18 protein-coding genes are annotated in these 20,556 nt (G+C 73.1%); 8 read left to right on the top strand and 10 right to left on the bottom strand.

Annotation, left to right across the window (positions count from 1 at the left end):
* The 3 genes from AX737_RS31480 to AX737_RS31490 all read left to right on the top strand — a co-directional run.
* The coding region (locus AX737_RS31480; protein ID WP_066928154.1) for a CHASE domain-containing protein at positions 1 to 2,411 on the top strand (2,411 nt) is incomplete at its 5' end.
* A 48-nt stretch (positions 2,412 to 2,459) separates the two neighbouring features.
* On the top strand, positions 2,460 to 2,873 hold the full coding sequence (locus AX737_RS31485) for a response regulator (protein ID WP_066928184.1): 414 nt from the start codon (positions 2,460 to 2,462) through the stop codon (positions 2,871 to 2,873).
* On the top strand, positions 2,870 to 3,937 hold the full coding sequence (locus AX737_RS31490; protein WP_066928156.1) for a response regulator: 1,068 nt from the start codon (positions 2,870 to 2,872) through the stop codon (positions 3,935 to 3,937). Before AX737_RS31485 ends, AX737_RS31490 begins: the two co-directional genes overlap by 4 nt.
* Positions 3,938 to 4,114: 177 nt before the next feature.
* Here the strand turns inward: AX737_RS31490 and AX737_RS31495 are convergent, their stop codons facing one another.
* The gene (locus AX737_RS31495; protein ID WP_066928158.1) at positions 4,115 to 5,902 is read right to left on the bottom strand and encodes a PQQ-dependent methanol/ethanol family dehydrogenase; all 1,788 of its coding nucleotides are present in this window, start codon (positions 5,900 to 5,902) and stop codon (positions 4,115 to 4,117) included.
* A 241-nt stretch (positions 5,903 to 6,143) separates the two neighbouring features.
* Here AX737_RS31495 and AX737_RS31500 point away from each other — a divergent pair, with 241 nt between their 5' ends.
* Complete coding sequence (locus AX737_RS31500) at positions 6,144 to 6,416, top strand: hypothetical protein (protein WP_066928160.1); 273 nt, start codon at positions 6,144 to 6,146, stop codon at positions 6,414 to 6,416.
* 11 nt (positions 6,417 to 6,427) lie between these two features.
* Here the strand turns inward: AX737_RS31500 and AX737_RS31505 are convergent, their stop codons facing one another.
* The 8 genes from AX737_RS31505 to AX737_RS31540 all read right to left on the bottom strand — a co-directional run bounded on the left by AX737_RS31505 (position 6,428) and on the right by AX737_RS31540 (position 14,803).
* A complete protein-coding gene (locus AX737_RS31505; protein ID WP_066928162.1) occupies positions 6,428 to 7,798 on the bottom strand; it encodes a sigma-54 dependent transcriptional regulator in 1,371 nt (456 codons plus the stop codon).
* 56 nt (positions 7,799 to 7,854) lie between these two features.
* A complete protein-coding gene (gene fliN, locus AX737_RS31510) occupies positions 7,855 to 8,193 on the bottom strand; it encodes a flagellar motor switch protein FliN (protein WP_066928163.1) in 339 nt (112 codons plus the stop codon).
* The gene (locus tag AX737_RS31515; protein WP_066928165.1) at positions 8,193 to 8,855 is read right to left on the bottom strand and encodes a FliH/SctL family protein; all 663 of its coding nucleotides are present in this window, start codon (positions 8,853 to 8,855) and stop codon (positions 8,193 to 8,195) included. The genes fliN and AX737_RS31515 overlap by 1 nt, the downstream gene beginning before the upstream one ends.
* The gene (locus AX737_RS31520; RefSeq protein ID WP_238230095.1) at positions 8,852 to 9,841 is read right to left on the bottom strand and encodes a flagellar motor switch protein FliG; all 990 of its coding nucleotides are present in this window, start codon (positions 9,839 to 9,841) and stop codon (positions 8,852 to 8,854) included. The genes AX737_RS31515 and AX737_RS31520 overlap by 4 nt, the downstream gene beginning before the upstream one ends.
* A 135-nt stretch (positions 9,842 to 9,976) precedes the next feature.
* A complete protein-coding gene (gene fliF / locus AX737_RS31525; protein WP_066928166.1) occupies positions 9,977 to 11,596 on the bottom strand; it encodes a flagellar basal-body MS-ring/collar protein FliF in 1,620 nt (539 codons plus the stop codon).
* A 194-nt stretch (positions 11,597 to 11,790) separates the two neighbouring features.
* Positions 11,791 to 12,066, bottom strand: coding sequence for a DUF1153 domain-containing protein (locus tag AX737_RS31530; protein ID WP_066928168.1), 276 nt, complete (start codon positions 12,064 to 12,066; stop codon positions 11,791 to 11,793).
* Between the two features lie 171 nt (positions 12,067 to 12,237).
* Positions 12,238 to 12,921 carry a flagellar hook capping FlgD N-terminal domain-containing protein gene (locus tag AX737_RS31535; RefSeq protein ID WP_066928170.1) on the bottom strand — a complete coding sequence of 228 codons (684 nt, stop codon included), beginning with the start codon at positions 12,919 to 12,921 and terminating at the stop codon, positions 12,238 to 12,240.
* Between the two features lie 199 nt (positions 12,922 to 13,120).
* The gene (locus tag AX737_RS31540; protein WP_066928172.1) at positions 13,121 to 14,803 is read right to left on the bottom strand and encodes a flagellar hook-length control protein FliK; all 1,683 of its coding nucleotides are present in this window, start codon (positions 14,801 to 14,803) and stop codon (positions 13,121 to 13,123) included.
* Between the two features lie 283 nt (positions 14,804 to 15,086).
* Here AX737_RS31540 and mnmA point away from each other — a divergent pair, with 283 nt between their 5' ends.
* The 4 genes from mnmA to AX737_RS31560 all read left to right on the top strand — a co-directional run bounded on the left by mnmA (position 15,087) and on the right by AX737_RS31560 (position 19,413).
* Positions 15,087 to 16,238, top strand: coding sequence for a tRNA 2-thiouridine(34) synthase MnmA (mnmA, locus tag AX737_RS31545; RefSeq protein ID WP_066928174.1), 1,152 nt, complete (start codon positions 15,087 to 15,089; stop codon positions 16,236 to 16,238).
* A gap of 71 nt (positions 16,239 to 16,309) precedes the next feature.
* Positions 16,310 to 16,963 carry a methyltransferase domain-containing protein gene (locus AX737_RS31550; RefSeq protein WP_066928175.1) on the top strand — a complete coding sequence of 218 codons (654 nt, stop codon included), beginning with the start codon at positions 16,310 to 16,312 and terminating at the stop codon, positions 16,961 to 16,963.
* Between the two features lie 65 nt (positions 16,964 to 17,028).
* The gene (locus tag AX737_RS31555; RefSeq protein ID WP_238230096.1) at positions 17,029 to 17,772 is read left to right on the top strand and encodes a VTT domain-containing protein; all 744 of its coding nucleotides are present in this window, start codon (positions 17,029 to 17,031) and stop codon (positions 17,770 to 17,772) included.
* A gap of 186 nt (positions 17,773 to 17,958) precedes the next feature.
* Positions 17,959 to 19,413, top strand: a complete 1,455-nt coding sequence (locus AX737_RS31560) for a HAMP domain-containing sensor histidine kinase (RefSeq protein WP_066928180.1) — start codon at positions 17,959 to 17,961, stop codon at positions 19,411 to 19,413.
* A gap of 139 nt (positions 19,414 to 19,552) precedes the next feature.
* On the opposite strand, the gene bioB is transcribed toward AX737_RS31560, so the two are convergent.
* Entirely contained in the window at positions 19,553 to 20,542 is a 990-nt protein-coding gene (gene bioB, locus AX737_RS31565) for a biotin synthase BioB (RefSeq protein WP_082773408.1), read from the bottom strand.
* Positions 20,543 to 20,556 lie beyond the last annotated feature (14 nt).

The following is a 20,556-nucleotide window of genomic DNA, read 5'->3' on the forward strand; positions in this document are numbered from 1 at the left end:
CCCGCCGCTTCCGGCCCGAGGAGGCGCAGGCCCTGGTGGCCGAGATGCGCGCCCAGGGGCTGCCCGACTTCCGGCTCCGACCCGACCCGCCGGGCCCGGACCCCACCGCCATCGTCGCCCTGGAACCCCTGGACCTGCGCAACGCCGCCGCGATCGGCTACGACATGTATTCCGAGCCGGTGCGCCGGGACGCGATGGCGCGGGCGCGGGACACGGGCGAGCCGGCCCTCTCCGCCCAGGTCGAGCTGGTGCAGGAGATCGACGGACAGAAGCAGGCGGGCTTCCTCGTCTACCTGCCGGTCTACGTGGGCGGGGCGGTGCCGGAGACCGTCGCGGAGCGACGGCGCCTGCTCAGGGGCTGGGTCTACAGCCCCTTCCGGGCCGGCGACCTGTTCTCCCGCGTCGCCGTCCCGCTCAGCCCCGGCGGCGCACCGGAGGTGACCTACCGGGTCCGGGACGGCGCCGGGCCGGCCGGCGACGGGCCCGGCGAGGCCGCCCCGCTCTACGCGTCGGGCGCGGGCGAACGGGTCCCGGAGGCGGGCTTCTCGACGCAGCGCACCCTCGACATCGCCGGCCACGCCTGGATCATGACCCTCGCGGCGGCGCCCGGCTTCGCGCGCGATCCGGCCGGCGACGTGTGGCCCCTGGTCCTCGGCGCCGGCTCGCTCGTGACCCTGCTGGTGGCGGGCGCGGCGCTCGCCCAGGCCGGGGCGAGCCGCCGCTCGGAGGTCGCGCGCCGCGACCTCGAGGAGGAGACCGCCCGCCTGGAACTGCTCAACCGGGCCGGTGCGGCGCTGGTGGCCGAGCACGACCTCGCGCGCCTCGTGCAGACGGTGATCGAGGCCGCCACCGAACTCGTCGGCGGGGCCTACGGCGCGTTCTTCGAGCGCGTGCCCGCGGGACAGGAAGGCAACGACGAGGACGTCTGGCGCCTGTTCAGCCTCACGGGGGGGCCGCGCGAGGCCTTCACCCGCTTCGGTCTGCCGCGGGCGACCAACCTGTTCCAGCCGACCTTCCTGGCCGAGGGCGTGGTGCGCTCCGACGACGTGGCGACGGACCCGCGCTACGGCTCGCACGGCGGCATGCCGAAGGGGCACCTGCCGGTGCGCAGCTACCTCGCGGTGCCGGTGGTCTCGGGGACCGGCGAGCGGCTCGGCGCCCTGCTGTTCGGCCACCCGGAGCCCGGCCGCTTCGGCCCGCGCGAGGAGCGACTGATCACCGGCTTCGCGGGGCAGGCGGCGGTGGCGGTCGACAACGCGCGCCTCCTCGCCTCGGTGCGGCGCAAGCGCGACCGCTTCCTCGGCGCGATGCGGGCGGTGCGCGGCGTGCTCTGGACCAACGACGCCTCCGGCCGCATGGTCGGCGAGCAGCCCGGCTGGGCGGCGATCACAGGCCAGAGCCGGGCGGAATACGAGGGCTACGGCTGGGCGGACGCCGTCCACCCCGACGACGCGCAGGCCAGCGTCGAGGCCTGGAACGCGGCGGTGGCCGAGCGGCGCACCTTCGTGTTCGAGCATCGGGTGCGCTCGCGGGACGGCAGCTGGCGGACCTACGCGATCCGCGCGGTGCCGATCCTCGACGAGGAGGGCGCGATCGTCGAGTGGGTCGGCGTGCACACCGACATCACCGAGCAGCGCGAGGCGGAGGCGGAGCTGCGGGAATCGAACGAGGAGATTCAGCGCTACGCCTACATCGTCAGCCACGACCTGCGGGCGCCGCTCGTCAACGTGATGGGCTTCACGAGCGAGCTGGAGGCCGTGCGGGACGACGTGCGGGCGGCGCTGGGCGACCACGCCGAGGCCGGGCGGATCGACGCCGACATGGACGAGGCGCTGGGCTTCATCAAGGCGGCGATCACCAAGATGGAGGCGCTCATCGCCGCCATCCTGAAGCTGTCGCGCGAGGGGCGGCGCACCTTCCGGCCGGAGCCGCTCGACATGCGCGCCCTGGTGCAGGGCCTCGCCGACGCGCAGCGCCACCAGGCGGACAGCGCGGGCGCCCGGGTGGCGGTCGCCGACGACCTGCCGGAGATCGCCGCCGACCGGCTCGCGGTCGAGCAGATCTTCGGCAACCTCATCGACAACGCCCTGAAGTATCTGGCGCCGGGGCGGCCCGGCCTGATCCAGGTCGCGGGCCGGCCGGTCGCGGGCGGGCGGGTGCGCTTCACGGTGGCCGACAACGGCCGGGGCATCGCGCCCCAGGACCACGCCCGCATCTTCGAGCTGTTCCGGCGCTCCGGCCTGCAGGACAGGCCGGGCGACGGCATCGGGCTGGCGCACGTCAAGGCGCTGGTGCGTTCCTTAGGCGGCCGGATCGAGGTATCGTCGGAACTCGGACAGGGGACGACGTTCAGCGTGACGCTGCCGCGCGCGGCGCAGGGTCCGGACGTGCCGCGCGGCGCGGCCGCGTGACGAACAGGGGATTTGGGGGACTTGGACGTGCATCCCGTCTGCATCGTGATGATCGAGGACGACGAGGGCCATGCCCGCCTCATCGAGCGCAACATCCGCCGGGCCGGCGTGAACAACGACATCGTGCCGTTCCGCAACGGCACGGACGCGCTCGCCTACCTGTTCGGCCCGGACGGGACGGGCGAGGTGAGCGCGCGGCGCCACCTCCTGATCCTGCTCGACCTCAACCTGCCGGACATGACCGGCATCGACATCCTGGAGAGGATCAAGGCGAACCCGCACACCAAGCGCTCGCCGGTCGTCGTGCTCACCACCACCGACGACGCGCGCGAGATCCAGCGCTGCTACGATCTCGGCGCCAACGTCTACATCACCAAGCCGGTGAACTACGAGGGCTTCTCGCACGCGATCCGCCAGCTCGGGCTGTTCTTCTCGGTGATGCAGGTGCCCGAGAACTCATGAGCACGACGCCTCCGTCCGCACCGCCGGACGGCGTGCCCGAACGCGGGCGCATCCTCTACATCGACGACGACCCGGGCCTCGCCCGCCTCGTCCAGCGGGGCCTCAAGGCGCGCGGCTACGTCGTCGAGACGGCGCCGGACGGCGCCGCGGGCCTCGCCCGGCTCGCGCAGGGGGGCATCGATGCGGTGGCCCTCGACCACTACATGCCGGGCCAGACCGGGCTCGACCTGCTGCCCGAGATCCGGGCGCTGCCCGACGCGCCGCCGGTGATCTACGTCACGGGCTCCGAGGACAGCCGCGTCGCGGTGGCGGCGCTGAAGGCCGGCGCGGTCGACTACGTCTGGAAGGACCTCCAGGGCCAGTTCCGCGAACTCCTCGGCGAGGCGGTCGATACGGCGCTCCGCCAGGAGGCCCTGCGGCGCGACAAGGAGCGGGCCGAGGCCGCCGTGCGCGAGGCGCGCGACCGGGCCGAATTGCTGCTGCGCGAGGTCAACCACCGGGTCGCCAACTCGCTGGCGCTGGTGGCCGCGCTCGCCCGGATGCAGACCAACGCCGTCGCGGACCCGGCCGCCAAGGAGGCGCTGGAGGAGATGCAGGCGCGCATCTCGGCCATCGCCGGCATCCATCGGCGCCTCTACACCTCGCAGGACGTCGAGGCGGTGGAACTCGACGCCTACCTGGCGAGCCTCGTGGAGGAGCTCCAGGCCTCGATGAAGGCGGCGGGGCGCGACCACTCGATCCGCCTCAGCGCCGAGCCCGTGCGGCTCGCCACCGACAAGGCGGTCTCGCTGGGCGTGGTGGTGACCGAACTCGTCACCAACGCCTACAAGTACGCCTACCCGCCGGAGATCCCGGGCGAGATCCGGGTCGCGGTCAGCCGCGAGGCCGAGCTGCTGACGCTCAGCGTCGAGGACGACGGCATCGGCTGGGCCGGGGAGGGGCGCCCGCGCGGGACAGGCCTCGGCGCGCGCATCATCCGTGCGATGGCGACGAACCTGCGCTCGCAGATCGCCTACGACGCGGGCCGCCCGGGCACCCGCGCGGTGCTGTGCTTCCCGGTCTGAGCCAGGGATCCTGCGGCCGGCCGGTGCGCCCGGCGGGCCGCATGAGAAACCCCGGGCGGCTCGCGCATCCCGGGGCTTCGTTTCACCGTCCCCTGTCAGGGCCGACCCGGCCCTCGCGCGGCCCCGGCTTGGCGCCGGCGCCGCGCGCCCGCAGGCTCGCTCATGTCGCGGCGAGTCTTATTTGGCGGCGAGCTTCTTCGGCAGCTTGAAGGCCCAGAAGCTGCCGCCCTGGTTGATGCCGGCGGTGGACTTGGCCACCTCGCCGCCCCAGAGCGGGACCGCGCCGCCCCAGCCGGCCGCGACGCCGATCCACTGCTCACCGTCCTGCTCCCAGGTGATCGGCGAGGCGACGATGCCGGTGCCGACCTGGAACTTCCAGACTTCCTCGCCGGTCTTGGCGTCGAAGGCCTTCAGGAAGCCTTCCGGCGTGCCGGTGAAGACGAGGTTGCCGCCGGTGGTGAGCATGCCGCCCCAGAGCGGAGCCTTGTTCTTGTACTCCCACACGACCTTCTTGGTGGCCGGATCGATGGCCTTCAGCGAGCCGATATGGGTGTCGAAGGTCGGCTTGATGGTGAAGCCGGCGCCCAGATACGCGGCGCCCTTCTTGTAGTTCACCGGCTCGTTCCAGATGTCCATGCCCCACTCGTTGGAGGGGATGTAGAACAGCTTGGTGTCGGGGCTGTAGGCGATCGGGTTCCAGTTCTTGCCGCCGAGGAAGCCCGGCGTCGCGTAGACCGACTTGCCCTTCTTGCCGTCCTCGGACTTGGCCGGGTCGCCGGGGCGGTTGGCGTCGTCGTAGATCGGGCGCCCGTTCTCGTCGATGCCCTTGGCCCAGTTGATGTTGGCCACGAACGGCGTCGCCGAGATGAACTTCCCGTTCGTGCGGTCGAGGACGTAGAAGAAGCCGTTGCGGTCTGCAGTGGCGCCGGCCTTCACGGTCTTCCCGTCCCGCTGCATCTCGAAGGGCACGAACTCGTTCACGCCGTCGAAGTCCCAGCCGTCGTGCGGGGTGGTCTGGAAGCCCCAGACGATCTCGCCGTTGTCCGGGTTGATGGCCAGCCGCGAGGCCGACCACTTGTTGTCGCCCGGGCGCAGCGCCGAGTTCCACGGGCCCGGGTTGCCGGTGCCGAAGTAGATCAGGTTCAGCTCGGGGTCGTAGGTACCGCCGAGCCAGGTGGCTCCGCCGCCGAACTTCCACATGTCGCCCGGCCAGGTCTCGTTGGCCTTGCCGGTCATGGTCGAGGGCTTGCCGTTGAGCTCGCCCATGTGGCCCTCGATGACGGGGCGCTTCCAGACGATCTCGCCGGTCTCGGCGTCGCGCGCCTCGACGCGGCCGACCACGCCGAACTCGCCACCCGACACGCCGGTGATGATCTTGCCCTTCACGATCATCGGCGCGGCGGTGTAGCTGTAGCCGGCCTTGAAGTCGTCGATGTCCTTGCGCCACACGACCTTGCCGGTCTTGGCGTCGAGCGCCACGAGCTTGGCGTCGAGCGTGCCGAAATAGACCTTGTCCTTGTAGAGCGCCGCGCCGCGGTTCACCACGTCGCAGCAGGGCAGGATGCCCTCGGGCAGGCGCGCGTTGTACTCCCAGAGCTTCTCGCCGGTGCGCGAATCGAGCGCGTAGATGCGCGAGTACGAGCCGGTGACGTAGATCACGCCGTCCTTGACGAGCGCCTGGCTCTCCTGGCCGCGCTGCTTCTCGCCGCCGAAGGAGAAGGAATAGGCCGGCACCAGGCCCTGGATCGTCTCCTTGTTGATGGCCTTGAGCGGGCTGTAGCGCTGGCCCTGCGGCCCGAGGCCGTAGGTGACGACGTCGTCGGTGGTCTTGGCGTCGTCGAGGATCGCCTGCTCGCTCACGCCGCCCGGGCTGGCGGCCTTCTCGGGGGCCCCGAAGGCCGAGCTCGCGCCGAGCGTCAGCGCCGCGACGCCCGCCGCCGCGAGGAACCGGTTCCGCACCGTCATGGGTCTTCCTCCTGGATCGTCCCGGGACGCCGGCCCGCGTCTCGCGCGCGTTCATCTTGCGGCTTGCCCCTGGATCGAAGACTAGGACAGGCTTCGGCCCGAAAGTTATTGGCCATAAGTCGAAGATAAGAGGACGGGTCGCGCCGGGGGCCGCCCCGGGTGCGCCGGGACGCGCTTGCCCGGCCGGGCCGGGGCCGCCAGAAGGGGCCTCCCCGAGACGCGTGCCGAGGAGCATGAGGACGTGGCGGACTTCTCCGAACTCGTCGCCCAGGCGGTCAACCCGTCGATGACCCGCAGCGAGCGCGAAGCGGTCTACACCGTGGTGCGCCAGGCGGTGCAGCGCCTGCAGGAGCGCGAGGCGCTCTCGCCGGCGGACGCGCGCTTCGCCCTGCAGAACCACCTCGTCGAGGAGACGATCCGCGACGTCGAGGGCGAGATCGCCCGCACCGCGGCTCTGCGCAAGCTCGACGACGCGCTCGCCGCCCAGAACAAGGCCTACAACGAGCGGCGCTGAGGAGGCACGGTTCAGCCGTAGGCGGCGAGCGCCCGCACGCCGCCGGGCTCGGCCACCTCCAGCCCCGCCTCGACATACTCGTTGAGCTTGTTGCGCAGCGTCCGGATCGAGATGCCCAGGATCTTGGCCGCGTGGGTGCGGTTGCCGAGGCAGTGGTCGAGGGTGTCGAGGATCAGGTCGCGCTCGACCTCCGCCACGGTGCGGCCGACGAGGCCGCGGGCGGCGTCGGCGGCCTGCGCGGCCTGCGCCGCCCGGGTGGCCGGGCCGTCAGCGGGGCCGATCGCGTCGCCCTCGGGCGTCAGGATCGCCTCCGCGCCGATCTCGGGCCCGCTCGCCAGCAGCACCGCCCGGTGCAGGGTGTTCTCCAGCTCGCGCACGTTGCCGCGCCAGGGGTTGCGGGTGACGAGGGTGCGGGCCTCCGCCGAGAGGGCGCGCGGGGCCAAGCCGTTCACGGCCGCGTACTTCTTGGCGAAGTGGGCGGCGAGTTCGAGGATGTCGGCGGGGCGCTCGCGGAGCGCCGGCAGGCGCAGGTGCACCACGTTGAGGCGGTAGAACAGGTCCTCCCGGAAGGTGCCCTTGCGGACCTCCTCGGCGAGGTTGCGGTTCGAGGTGGCCAGCACCCGGATGTCGACCTTGACCGGCGCCGTGCCGCCGACGCGGTCGATCACCCGCTCCTGCAGCGCCCGCAGCAGCTTCGACTGCAGCCGGACATCCATCTCGGAGATCTCGTCGAGCAGCAGCGTGCCGCCGTTGGCCTCCTCGAAGCGGCCGATGCGGCGCGCCACCGCGCCCGTGAAGGCGCCCTTCTCGTGGCCGAACAGTTCGGATTCGAGCAGCGCCTCGGGAATCGCCGCGCAGTTGACCGAGACGAAGGGCTTCTGGGCCCGGTGGGACTTCTGGTGGACGTGGCGGGCCAGCACCTCCTTGCCGGTGCCGCTCTCGCCGGTGATCAGAACGGAAGCCTCCGAGCGGGCGACCTGGTCGGCCAGCCGCACCACGCGCTCCATCGCGGGATCGCGCCAGACGAAGGCGCGGCTGTCGGAGGTCACCGCCTCCAGCACGGCCGCGATCAGTTCCGGATCGGGCGGGAGCGGGATGTACTCCTTGGCACCCGCCTGGATGGCGGCCACCGCCGCCCGCGCGTCCGCGGCGACGCCGCAGGCGATCACGGGCGTGCGGATGCGCTCGGCCTCCAGCGCGCCGACGAGGGCGCGGATGTCGAGCCCGACATCGATCATGATGAGGTCGGCGCCCCGCGCCCGCAGCACGGTCAGCCCCTGCGGGACGGCGTCGGCCTGCGTCACGGCGGCGCCGCGCTGCATGGCGATCTTCGAGGCGGTGACGAGCTCGCCGTTGAGCCGTCCGATCATCAGGAGCCGCATCGGGCACCTCCCATCCTGCCGCCCTGCCGCTCGGCCGGGCGGACATCCCAAAGGAATCAGTGCTCGCTCTTGACGATCTCGGTCATCGTCACGCCGAGCCGGTCCTCGACCAGCACGACCTCGCCGCGGGCGACGAGGCGGTTGTTGACGAAGATGTCGATCGCCTCGCCGACCTTGCGGTCGAGCTCCAGCACGGTGCCGGGGCCGAGCCGCAGCAGGTCGCCGATCGGCATGCGCGAGTTGCCGAGCACGGCCGAGACCATCACCGGCACGTCGAAGAGCTGCTCGAGGTCGGCGGCGCTCTTCGGGCTCGTCGGCGCCTCGCGGATCGAGTCCGCGTCGAGGCCGGCATCGTGCTCGCCGCCGAGCTGGGGCAGGCTGAAATCGTCGGACATCACGGGCTCGGGGGTTCGGGCGAGGGATCGGAAGAGGGGTCGGTGTATCCGAGGCCGAGGGCCCGGGTGATCGCGGCCTCGATGCGGGCGCGCTCGCGCACGATGCCGCCGTCGGCCCACTCGATGCGCGCGTCGCCCCGCTCGAGGTCGGGCTCGCCCAGCACCACGAGCCGGCCCTCGAACCCGCGCTCGCGGGCCAGCCGCCTGAGCAGGGACTCGGTCTCCTCCACGAGGCTGTCGTGCACCCGCACCGCGAGGTGGGGCACGCCGCGCAGGTGCTGGAGCGCGCCGCGCGCCGCCTCGCCGATTACCGCGAGCGGCTGTGCGTCGAGCGCCTCGCCGGCGACCCGACGCGCCAGCAGCACCGCTACCTCGACGGCCTGGGCCTCGCGCTCGGCCTCGCGGGCCTCGGCCTGGGCCATCAGCCCGGCGACCGAGAGGGCGAGCCGGTTCATCGCGTCGGCCAGCCGCGCCTGGAGCTGGGCGTGGGCCTCGGCCCGCCCCTCGGCCCGGCCCGCCTCCAGCCCGCGGGCCAGCGCCTCGGCGGCGGCCCGCTCCGCGGCGGCGGCGACCGAGACGGCCTCGCGCGCCGCCGCCTCGGCCGCCAGGTCGGGCTTGGGCTTGCGGAAGTCGGTGTCGAACAGGAAGGGGCGGGCGCTCAATAGACCAGCTCCTCCTCGGCGTTGCCCTTGGCGATCATGATCTCGCCCTTCTCGGCCAGCTCCTTGGCGATCTCGGTCATCTTGCCCTGCGCCTCATCGACCTCCTTGAGGCGGATCGGCCCGAGCGAGGTCATCTCGTCGTCGAGGTTCTTGGCCGCGCGGGTCGACATCTGGCTCATGAAGAAGCCGCGCACCCGCTCGTTGGCGCCCTTGAGCGCCCGGCAGAGCGTGTCGCTGTCGACCTTGCGCATCAGGGTCTGGACGCTGCCGGGGTCGAGCTTCAGGAGGTCCTCGAAGGTGAACATCAATTCGCGGATGCGCTTGGCCGAGCCGCGGTTGGCCTGGTCGAGGGCCGCGAGGAAGCGGCCTTCCGTCTGCCGGTCGAAGGCGTTGAAGACGTCGGCCATCATCTCGTGCGCGTCGCGGCGCGCGGTCTGGGCGATGGTCGAGACGAACTCGACGCGCAGCGTCTCCTCGATGTGGCGCAGCGCCTCCTTCTGCACCGTCTCCATCCGGAGCATCCGGTTGAGCACGTCGATGGCGAACTCCTCCGGCAGGATGGTCAGCACCTTGGCGGCGTAGTCCGAGCGCACCTTGGAGAGCACGACGGCGACCGTCTGCGGGTACTCGTTGCGCAGGAACGAGGCGAGGATCTCCGGGTCCACCTGGGCGATCGAGGCCCAGACGCGCTTGCCGGAGGCACCCTTGATCTCGGCCATGATCGCCGAGACTTGGTCGCTCGGGAAGATCTTGAGGAGCAGCGCCTCGGTGCGCTCGAAGTTCGAGGAGATGCCGCCGCTGTTCGACAGGCGGGAGACGAAGTCGATGATCAGCTTCTCGACGACCTCGGACTCGAGCGAGCCGAGCTGCACCATCGCGTGGCTCACCTTCTTGACCTCGTCCTCCTCCAGGCGCTGCCAGATCGGCGCGCCCTCGGTCTCGCCGAGCAGCAGCAGCATCGCGGCCGCCCGCTGCACGCCCGGCATGGTGGCGAACGCGTCCCCGCTCCCGCCGCCCGCCGCCAGCAGAGGCCCACCGGGTCCCGCCCCTACGCCCGCTCCCGCCGCCATCGCCCGTCCGCTCCCTCAAGCTCTCTCGATCCGGTCCCGATCAGGTCCGGATCAGGTTTCGTGGATCCAGTTGCGCAGCACCTCGGCGGTCTCGCCCGGGCTCTGCCGGACCATGTCGACCACCCGCTGCACCGTCTCGGCCTGGATCTGGCCGTTGATCTTGGCGAACTCCATCAGCTGCGCGGCCGGGCTGTCGGCCGCGAGCGCCAGGGTGGCGCCGCCCGCCACCGCCACGGCGGCGCCCTCCGGCCCGGCGAGCGCGGCCGCCTCGGGCGGCTCGTCCCCGGCGAGCACCCGGCGCAGCAGCGGGCGCACCACCGCGAGCAAGACCACCAGGGTCAGCAGCGCCAGCACGCCGAGTTCCGTGAGGCGCATCACGTCCTCCTTGGTGGACGGAAGCAGCGACTGGATCAGGCCGGGCTCGGCGAAGTCCGGCACGGCGGGGCCTTCCGCGAAGCGCAGGTTCACCACCTCGATCTGGTCGCCGCGCCCCTTGTCGAAGCCGATCGCGCTGCGCACCAGCGCGCCGATGCGCTCGATCTCCGCGGGGGTGCGGGCGGCGTAGACGGGCCGGCCGTCGGGTCCCGGCGCGTAGGCGCCATCGACCGCCACCGCAACCGAGAGCCGCCTGATCCGCCCGCCCTCGACGACCTCGGTCTTGGTGACGCGGGAGATCTCGTAGTTCGTGGTCTCCTCGTTCTTGTTCGTGGAATCCTTCTGGGCCGCCGGCTTGTCCTGCTGGTTGGCGCCCGGCAGCTCGTTGCCCACCGTGACCTGCCCGTCCGGGCTGCCGGTGAGCGAGGATTCGGTGCGGGTCTGGCTGGAGCGCACCACCCGGCTCTCGGGGTCGAAGGTCTCCGAGCGGCTCTCGATCCGGTTGGTGTCGAGCTGGGCCGAGACCTGCACGCGCGCCCGGTCCGGGCCGACGATGCCCGCCACGATCTCCTCGATCTGGCGGCGCAGGCGCCGCTCCAGCGCGACCTGGCGCTCCTCGAAGGCGGCGCCCGGCTCGGCCTCGCCGCCGCGCGCCCCGTCGGCCAGCAGCCGCCCGCGCTCGTCCACGATCGAGACCCGCTCGGGCTTCAGCCCCTCGACCGCCGAGGCCGCGAGGTGGCGCACCGCCCGGACCTGTCCGGGATCGAGGTCGCCCATCAGCTTGAGGACGATCGCGGCCGACGGCGCCTCGCGGTCGCGCTCGAACAGGCGCCGCTCCGGCAGGACGAGGTGGACGCGCGCCGCCTGGACGCGGCCGATCGAGCGGATCGAGCGGGCGAGCTCGCCCTCCAGCGCCCGCAGGTGGTTCACGTTCTGCACGAAGTTGGTGGACGAGAAGGCGTCGCCCTTGTCGAAGATCTCGTAGCCGACGCCGGGTTGCGCCGGCAGGCCCTTGCCGGCGAGGTCCATGCGCAGCCGCGCGAGGTCGGCGCGCGGCGCCATGATGGTCTGGCCGGCGTCTCCCTTCGCCTCGTAGCGGATGCCGCGGGCGTCGAGGTCGCGCACCACCGCGGCCGAGTCCTGCATCGAGAGGTCGGCGAAGAGGACGCCCATGTCGGGCCGCGAGACCCGCATGATGAGGAAGGCGAAGAAGCCGATCAGCGTCAGCGTCACCGCGCCCATGGCGGCGAGCCGGGCCGGTCCGAGCTTCTGGATCAGTTCGAGGACCGGCTTCACGACCGCGACGCACCCGCAAGGAACAACCCGTGGCGCGCCCGCTCGCCGGGCCGCCCGGCAAGATTTGCCGGGTTCGTGGTTAGCAGGTGGTTAATGCCGCCGCGCTCGCCCGGAACGCACGAAGCCGCGCCCCTTCCGGGAACGCGGCTTCGGTGGGTCGTCGGCCCGGCCGTCGCGAGACGCCCGGCCGCCGTTCAGTGGCGGTAGTGCTGGATGCGCGTCGTGCGCAGGCCGGCGAGCCCGTGCTGGTCGATGGAGAACTGCCAGCTCAGGAATTCCTCGGTGGTGAGGGTGTAGCGCTTGCACGCCTCCTCCAGGCTGAGAAGCCCGCCGCGCACCGCCGCGACGACCTCGGCCTTGCGGCGGATCACCCAGCGGCGGGTCGAGGGCGGTGGCAGATCGGCGATGGTCAGGGGGCTGCCATCGGGCCCGATCACATACTTGACCCTCGGGCGGTTCGGTTCGGTCATGATACGCTCTACAACTCGACTGACCTTGTCGAGACTGAAGCTACTTGTGCCCGCTTAAGAGATGTTGAAGCGGGCCGTTCGGATTTGATTCGCCTGGGACAAGAATCGCCGCCCGGCGCGGCGCATCGGGGCTAGCCCGTTGGGGACGCGCGCTTTCCGGCGCCCGCGCCGTCAGCCCGACGTTGTGGACAACCCGACGCTGGTCACGCTCGACAGCGGCACCCGGTTGTTGCCGACGACGAGGACCGGCTCGCTGCCCGAGAGATCGACCTCGTCGACCTTGCCGCTCACGCCGGTCTCGACCTTCACCGTCGTGCCGGTCGCGTCCGTGGCCCCGATCTTGATCGTGTAGGTGCCGGCCGGCTGCGAGATCCCGGCCGCGTTCTTGCCGTTCCAGGTGAAGGCCTGCGAGCCCGCATTCAACGACAGGTCCTGCTGGCCCACCGTGTTGCCCTTGGCGTCGAGGATCGTGACCTTCGCCCGGGGCGCGGCGCGGGCGGCGTTCAGCGTCCAGGTGGCCGCGCCGTCCTTGAGGTCGGCGGTCGTGCCGGTCGACTCGATGGTCTGGCCGATATAGCTCGTGGCCGAGGCGGTGCTCGCCGCCTTGCTGCTCGCCAGGATGCTGTCGAGCCGGTCGTTGGCCTTGAGCTGCTGCTCGACGCCCGCGAACTGCACCAGCTGCTGCGTGAACTGGTTGGTGTCCATCGGGTCGAGCGGGTTCTGGTTCTTGAGCTGCGTGGTCAGCAGCGTCAGGAACTGGGTGAAGTTGCCCGCGATCTCCTGCGCGCTCGTGCCCGAGCCGGCCTTGGAGGTCGTGGCCGCGGCGCTGGCCGCGCCCGTGATGCCCGATGCCATTCTGGTGTCTCCTGCCGGTGTCCTGCGGCGCCCGAGCGGGCGATCCGCGGGGGAGCGAAATCGTTATCTCGCGGGGCCTTGCGGCCCGATCGTCGTGCGGCCCCTCGGGCGGGGCCGTGTCCCTGACACGGCGGATGCGGAGCGGGGCGCAAGCGCCCGTCCCGCCGCGAGGTTCCGGAGCTCGGGGGTCCGCATCGCGCTAGATCCGGATGTCGAGGCCGCCGAGGCCGTGGAGCATCCGCAGCGGCGCCTCGGCGACGCGCTCCGCCTCCGGCAACCAGGCTCCCCGCGGCGCACGGCCGTCCTGACCGCCGGACTGATCGCCCGCGCGACCCTCGGACCCGTCGCCGCGCAGCGACAGGTTGATGCCGCCCTCCTGGGCGTCCAGCCCGGCCTGCGACAGGGCCTGCTGCAGGCTGCCCGCGTCGCGCTGGAGCATCGCCAGGGTCTCGATCCGCTCGACCACCATGTGCGTCATCACGGTGCCGCGCTCCTTGTCGATCTCCAGCTTCACGTCGATGCGCCCGAGGTCGAGGGGATCGAGCCGGATCTCGAACTGGCTCGATCCGGCCAGCGCCCGCAGGCCGATCGTCATCGGAACCTGCCCGATCTGGACCGGCGCCGTCGTGGGGACGGCGGCGGAGGCGGTCTCGGCGGCATGGGCCGCCGCGTGCGCCGCCGCGTGGGCCGCCGCGTGGGCCGGGTCGGTCTGGCCGATGCCGGGCGCGATCGCCTGGGCCGGCCCCTGGCCGGGCCCCGTGGGGGCGGGCTGGGGCACGGCCGCGCCGAGCGCCGCGACGAGGTCGGGCTTGGCGCCGGACTCCTTCGCGGTACCGGCCTCGGTCGGCACCGCGCTCTCCTTCGTGCCCTCCTCGGCACCCCGGACCTTGCGGGCCTCCGCAGCCAGGGCCTCGGCTGCGCGGGCGGCCGCGTCCCCGGACGCCTGGGCGCCCTCCGGAACCTGTCCCGGCACCGGGGCGAACGCCGCGGCGGCACCCGCCGGCCCCGCGGCGGCGGCGGCCGCGGGGCCGGCCTTCGCCGTCGTCCCGGGCACGCCATCGCTCCGGCTCGCCGCCGCGTCCGCCCCGGCCTGGGCCTTGGGCGGCGGGGCCGCGAGCAGCGCCAGAAAGGCCGGGAGCGTGGGGGGGGCGGCCGGCTCGGCCGCGGCCTCCTCGCTCTCGCCGTCCGTCTCCTCGGTCGCATCGGCGGTCCCCGAGGTGGTCCCCGCGGCGGCCTTCGCGATCTCGGCACTCGGCTGGACCTGCACGGCGCCGGTCAGCGCCGCCTGCGCCTCCGCGGGGTTCTGCGGAACCGGGACGGTCTGCGGAACCGGGACGGGCTGCACCGCGGCGGCCTGACCGTTCGGACCGACGGGGCAGGCCTCTCCCTTCGCGGCAGCCGTCCCCTCCGGCGGGACGGCCGGCGCATGCGTCGCGGCCGGGCGGGGCTCGGCGGCCTCCGCCGCACGCGCCGCCTCGGCCGCTCCCTCGGGGCCTGCGGGCGCGTCGGCGGCCTGGGTCCTCGGGGCGGCGTCGGCCACGGCGTCGGGTCCGGCATCGTCGCGCGCTTCCGTCCGGGTCGGCGCGGCCGCGTCCCGCCGGGACGGAGGGGCCGTCTCATCCGTCCGCGCGGCGGTGCGGGCCTGCGTGCCGCCGGTCCGGTCCGCCCCGGTCCGCTCGGCGCCCGTCCGATCAGTGATGCTCCGATCGGTGGTGTTTCGATCGGTGTCGCCCGTGCGCGCCGCCTGAGGCGCGCGCGCGCTGGCGGCGCTCAGGATCCGGTCGAACCCCTCCGCGGCGCCGCGCGAGGCGGTGCCGCGCACGCTCGGACGGGAATACCCACCCGCGACGCCATCCATCCGATCCGTGCTTGCGAACGCCATCGATCCCTGCTCCTCGCGGCTCAGCCAGCAAGGCGCGAGCCACCGCAGCAGGCGCCTCAAGCACCTGATGGATCGTGGTTTTCCGGATCGCCGCCGCGCGGCCGCGACTGGCCCGACGGCCGTTGCTGCCGGGCGGGCGGCAGCTTTTGCCGGGCGGGACCCTCCTCGCACACGGCCCGCCCCGGGCCGCCGCCCTGGAAAGTGCCGCCGCCAGCCACTATAGAGTGCCGCGGGCGGCCATTCCCCATTCCTGTCCGATTGCGCGGGGCCGCCGGATCCGGCCATGAACTCCCTCGACCTGCCCAAAGCCCCCCACGAGACGCGCGTCGTCGTCGCCATGTCCGGCGGCGTCGATTCCTCCGTGGTCGCGGGCCTCCTGAAGCGCGACGGCTACGACGTGGTCGGGGTCACGCTCCAGCTCTACGACCACGGGCAGGCGACCCACCGCCGGGGCGCCTGCTGCGCCGGCCAGGACATCCACGACGCCCGGGCGGCCGCCGCGCATCTGGGCATCCCGCACTACGTGCTCGACTACGAGGACCGCTTTCGCGACGCGGTGATCGACCGGTTCGCCGAGAGCTACCTCGCGGGGGAGACGCCGATCCCGTGCGTCGAATGCAACCGCTCGATCAAGTTCCGCGACCTGCTCGGCCTCGCCCGCGACCTCGACGCGGACGCGCTCGCCACCGGCCACTACGTGGCGAGCCGGCCGCTGCCGGAGGGGGGCCGCGGCCTCTACCGCGCCCTCGATCCGGCCCGCGACCAGAGCTACTTCCTGTACGCGACGACGCCCGAGCAGCTCGCCTACCTGCGCTTTCCCCTCGGCGAGCTGCCCAAGGACGAGACCCGGGCGCTGGCGCGCGAACTCGGCCTCGCCATCGCGGAGAAGCCCGACAGCCAGGACATCTGCTTCGTGCCGCAGGGCCGCTACAGCGACGTGATCGCGCGGCTGCGCCCGGACGCGGCCCGGCCCGGCGAGGTGGTCGATCTGGAGGGCCGCGTGCTCGGCCGGCACGAGGGCATCATCCACTACACGGTCGGCCAGCGCCGCGGCCTGAAGCTCGCGGTGGGCGAGCCGCTCTACGTGGTGCGGCTGGAACCCGACAGCGCCCGGGTCGTGGTCGGCCCCCGCAGCGCACTTGCCACCAGCCGCGTCCGGCTCGGCGACGTGAACTGGCTGGGCTCGCAGCCGCTCGAGGCCGCGGACGGCCTGCGGGTCGCCGTGCGGGTGCGCTCGACCCGCGAGCCGCGCCCCGCCACGCTGGGCGTCGGGGACGGCGGCGTGACGGTGGAGCTGGCCACGCCCGAGGACGGCGTCTCGCCGGGGCAGGCCTGCGTCATCTACGCCGACGAGGATCCGCGCGCGCGGGTGCTCGGCGGCGGCACCATCGCCCGCGTCGACGCGTTGTCGGCGCGCCCGGCCCAAGCCGCCTGAATGGCAAGCCGCCTGAACGGCGGGCCGGCAGAGTTTTTCCCAGCGCGACGAACCGCAGGACGACAGCCACGATGTTGAGCGAGCCGCAGGTGACGGGCCCGAGCACGGTCCTGATGCGCAAGGCCTACGCCCGCTGGGCCCCGGTCTACGACGTGGTCTACGACAAGCTGACCGAGCCCGCCGCCCGGGCGGCCGTGCGCGCGGCCGCCGCCTGCGGCCCCCGCATCCTCGAGGCCGGCGTCGGCACCGGGCTCTCGCTCGGCTACTACCCGACCGGCAGCTTCGTCTGCGGCGTGGACCTCTCCGAGGACATGCTCAAGCGCGCCCGCCAGAAGGTGCGGCGGCGCGGCCTCGCCCACGTGCGCGGCCTGCAGGTGATGGACGTCTGCCATCTCGGCTACAGTGATGCGAGCTTCGACGCGGTCGTGGCGCAGTTCCTGATCACCCTGGTGCCGGACCCGGAGGCCGCGCTCTCCGAGTTCCTGCGCGTGGTGCGCCCCGGCGGCGAGATCGTGCTCGCCAACCATTTCGGCCAGACCGACGGGCCGGTCGCGCGGGTCGAGGAGATCGTGGCCCCGCTCTGCACCAAGATCGGCTGGTCCTCGGACTTCAAGTCCACCCGGGTCGAGGCCTGGGCCCGGCGCAACGGCGTCGAGTTCATCGGCGTCGCCCCGACCTTCCCGGGCGGGTTCTTCAAGATCCTGCGCATGCGCAAGCCCGCTTGAGCGGGCGGGCGGAGCGGGGCGGGGAGAGCCGGCCGGGAGGCGGCCCCGGACGCGGCCGCCTCGCGCTGCGCTGGCTGCCGCTCGCCCTCCTGGTCGGGATCTCGCTGGCCGCCCTCCTCACCGGCACGGCGCGCCTCCTCAGCCTCGACGCCTTGCTCGCCTCGCGGGCGTGGCTGCACGCCTTCGTGAGCGCCGACTACGTCCGCGCCCTGGTGGCCGCCTACCTCGTCTATGTCGGCGCGGTGGTGATCTCGGTCCCCGCGACCCTGATGCTGACCATGGTCTGCGGCTTCCTGTTCGGGATCGTCACCGGCGCGCTGGTGGCGGTCGCCGCCGCCACCACGGGGGCGGCGATCGTGTTCTCGATCGGTCGAGGGCCCGGCGCGGACCTGCTCGACCGCGTGGCCGGCCCGCGCCTCGCCGCGCTCGCGGCGGGCTTCCGGCGGGACGCCTTCGGCTACATTGCCTTCCTGCGCCTGCTGCCGCTCTTCCCGTTCTGGGTGACGAACCTCGCCCCCGCCGCCTTCGGCGTGCCGCTGCGGACCTTCGCGGCCGCGACCCTGCTGGGCCTCCTGCCCGGCGCCTTCGTGTACGCGGCGACGGGCGCGGGCATCGACGAGGTGGTCGCGGCCCACGAGGCCGCGAAGGCGGCGTGCCGGTCGGCCGCCGATCTCGGCTGCGACGAGACGCTCACCCTGAGCGCGCTGGTGACCCCCAAGATGGTGCTGGGGCTGGGCGCGCTCGCGGCCCTCGCGCTGCTCTCGGCCCTGCTGCGCCCCCTCCTCGCACGACGTCAGGCAACGGACTGATCCGGAAAAGATCACCCGAAGTACAACGCCGACGCACAACCGGTGGTTAAGCACCGGGCCTGCGTTAACGACTGATAAGTTCGGGATGGAAACGGGCGTGCACTGGCGACCCTCTCGACGGCGCGTGAGCGCGCGGGGTAGGAAACGGCAGCGGGCGCGGGTTCGCGGGCGCCTGCCGGGGCATCGATGCGTGTGCGTACGGAAGAGTGTGGGGCGCGGCCGGAGCGCGCGATCGCGGGCCCGCGATCGCGCGGCCTGCGCCTCGGCCTCTCGGCCCGACTCTTCCTGATCACCGTCGCCTTCGTGGCGGCGGCGGAGGTTCTGATCTACGTGCCGGCGGTGGCGAACTACCGCCTGTCGCTGCTCTCCGACCGGATCGCGGCCGCGCAGGTCGCCGCCATGGTGCTCGATGCCAGCCAGGGCCAGCCGGTTCCCGACGACCTCGCCCGGCACCTGCTGGTCGGGGCGGGCGCCCGGGTGATCGCCGTGCGCGGCGACACGACCCAGCGCCTGCTATCCCTCGATCCCGTGCCGGAGCGCGTGGCCGACATCGTCGATCTGCGCGATCCCTCGATCTGGGAGGCGATCCGCGGCGGCTGGCGCACGATCTTTGCTCCCGCCGACGCGCCCATCCGCGTGGTCGGGCACGGGCGCGACGGCTTCGACCTCGTCGAGGTGCTGATCGACGAGGCGCCGCTGCGGCGTGCGATCGTCGATTTCGCCCTGCGGCTGCTGCTGTCCTCGCTGATCGTCGCCGCGGCGGCGGCCGGGGTGGTCTTCGTGGTGCTGCAGGTCGCGATCGTGCGGCCCGTGCGCCGGCTCGCCCGCAACATCGCGGCCTTCGCGGACGATCCGGAGGGCGCCGAGCGCGGCATCGTGCCCTCGCGCCGCACCGACGAGATCGGGGTGGCCGAGACCGCGCTCGCCCGCATGGCGCAGGGCCTCGCCGACCAGCTCCGCCAGAAGAAGCGGCTGGCCGAGCTGGGGCTCGCGGTCAGTAAGATCAACCACGAGTTGCGCAACCTGCTGACCGGCGCGCAGCTCCTCGGAGACCGCCTGGAGGGCGCGGCCGACCCGACCGTGCAGCGCGTGGCGCCGCGCCTGCTCGCGACCCTCGACCGGGCGATCCGCTTCTGCGAGGCGACCCTCGCGTACGGCCGCGCCAGCGAGCCCAGCCCGAGCCCGCGCCGCGTCGCCCTGGCGCCGCTGCTCGCGGAGCTGGAGGACCTGTCGGACATGGCCGCCGGGACGGCGGTGGCCGTCCGGGTGGAGACGCCGCCGGACCTCGCCGCGACCGTCGATCCCGAGCAGCTCGCCCGCGCGCTGACGAACCTCGTGCGCAACGCCGTGCAGGCGCTGGAGGGGGGCGGGACCGCCGCGCCCGAGGTGCGGGTGACGGCCTCCCGCGACGGCGCGGCGGGCGGCGGCGTGACCATCCTGGTCGCGGACAACGGGCCCGGCCTGCCGGAGCGCGCGCGCACGCACCTGTTCGCGCCGTTCCGGGGCTCGACCCGGGCCGGCGGCACCGGGCTCGGCCTCGCGGTCGCCGCGGAGCTGATCCGCCTCAACGGCGGCACGCTCACCCTCGACGAGGGCACGCGCGGCGCCTGCTTCCGGGTCGTGCTGCCGGCCGCGGCCTGAGGGTCGTAGAATCCGAGAGTTTTGGATTCCAAAGGTCGAGACCTTTGGCGGGTGCAGGGCTGCGCGCCCCGGCCCCCGCCTGCAGCGCCTTTAGGCGCCGAAAGGGCGTCAGGCCCTTGGGGATCCCGGGACCCTGGCCCTACTCGGCGGCGGCCAGGACCGGCTCGCGGACCACGATGCCGATGTCGCGCAGGAGCGCGGCGTCGTCGTCGGTCTCGTTGTTGGCGGTGGTGAGCAGGCGCTCGCCGTAGAAGATCGAGTTGGCCCCGGCCAGAAAGCAGAGGATCTGGGCCTCGCGGGTCAGGCTCTTGCGGCCGGCGCTAAGGCGCACCCGGGCGCGCGGCATCACGATGCGGGCGGTCGCGCACATCCGCACGAGGTCGAGCGGATCGATCGGCGGCCGGTCCTCCAGCGGCGTGCCCGCGACGGCCACCAGCGCGTTGATCGGCACGCTCTCGGGATGGGGCGCGTGGTTGGCCAGCACCTGCAGCATCTGGGCGCGGTCGGTGACGCCCTCGCCCATGCCGACGATGCCGCCGCAGCAGACGCCGATCCCGGCCGCCCGCACGTTCTCCAGCGTCCTCAGCCGGTCCTCGTAGGTGCGGGTCGAGATGATGTCGCCGTAGAAGTCGGGACCCGTGTCGAGGTTGTGGTTGTAGGAGGTCAGCCCGGCCTCCGCGAGACGCTCCGCCTGGGCGGGCGTGAGCATGCCGAGCGTGACGCAGGCCTCCATGCCGAGCCCGCGCACGCCCCGCACCATGGCCAGCACCGCGTCGAATTCCGGCCCGTCCTTCGGCTGGCGCCAGGCCGCGCCCATGCAGAAGCGGTGGGCGCCGTTGGCCTTGGCGGCGGCGGCCTCGCGCAGCACGCTCTCGACCGGCATCAGCCGCTCGCGCGGCACGAGCCCGCTCTTGCCCTCGCCCGTGTGGTGGGCCGATTGCGGGCAGTAGGCGCAATCCTCCGGGCACCCCCCGGTCTTGATCGAGAGGAGCGCGGCGCGCTGGATGTCGGCCGGATCGTTGTGCTGCCGGTGCACGAGGGCGGCCCGGTGCACGAGGTCGAGCAGCGGCAGGTCGTGGATCGCCCGGATCTCGGCCACGCTCCAGTCGTGGCGGATCGCGTGGCCGATCGCGCCGGGCCCGG

It is taken from the genome of Methylobacterium sp. CCH5-D2, from assembly GCF_001556475.1.
Classification (GTDB): domain Bacteria; phylum Pseudomonadota; class Alphaproteobacteria; order Rhizobiales; family Beijerinckiaceae; genus Methylobacterium; species Methylobacterium hispanicum.

What these genes read in the sequence shown, in the direction of transcription:
- AX737_RS31485 (WP_066928184.1), top strand. Translation starts at nt 2,460, where the DNA reads ATGATCGAGGACGACGAGGGCCATGCCCGCCTCATCGAGCGCAACATC.
- AX737_RS31490 (WP_066928156.1), top strand. Translation starts at nt 2,870, where the DNA reads ATGAGCACGACGCCTCCGTCCGCACCGCCGGACGGCGTGCCCGAACGC.
- AX737_RS31495 (WP_066928158.1), bottom strand. Translation starts at nt 5,902, where the DNA reads ATGACGGTGCGGAACCGGTTCCTCGCGGCGGCGGGCGTCGCGGCGCTG.
- AX737_RS31505 (WP_066928162.1), bottom strand. Translation starts at nt 7,798, where the DNA reads ATGCGGCTCCTGATGATCGGACGGCTCAACGGCGAGCTCGTCACCGCC.
- fliN (WP_066928163.1), bottom strand. Translation starts at nt 8,193, where the DNA reads ATGTCCGACGATTTCAGCCTGCCCCAGCTCGGCGGCGAGCACGATGCC.
- AX737_RS31520 (WP_238230095.1), bottom strand. Translation starts at nt 9,841, where the DNA reads ATGCCGGGCGTGCAGCGGGCGGCCGCGATGCTGCTGCTGCTCGGCGAG.
- AX737_RS31530 (WP_066928168.1), bottom strand. Translation starts at nt 12,066, where the DNA reads ATGACCGAACCGAACCGCCCGAGGGTCAAGTATGTGATCGGGCCCGAT.
- AX737_RS31535 (WP_066928170.1), bottom strand. Translation starts at nt 12,921, where the DNA reads ATGGCATCGGGCATCACGGGCGCGGCCAGCGCCGCGGCCACGACCTCC.
- AX737_RS31540 (WP_066928172.1), bottom strand. Translation starts at nt 14,803, where the DNA reads ATGGCGTTCGCAAGCACGGATCGGATGGATGGCGTCGCGGGTGGGTAT.
- mnmA (WP_066928174.1), top strand. Translation starts at nt 15,087, where the DNA reads ATGAACTCCCTCGACCTGCCCAAAGCCCCCCACGAGACGCGCGTCGTC.
- AX737_RS31550 (WP_066928175.1), top strand. Translation starts at nt 16,310, where the DNA reads ATGTTGAGCGAGCCGCAGGTGACGGGCCCGAGCACGGTCCTGATGCGC.
- AX737_RS31560 (WP_066928180.1), top strand. Translation starts at nt 17,959, where the DNA reads ATGCGTGTGCGTACGGAAGAGTGTGGGGCGCGGCCGGAGCGCGCGATC.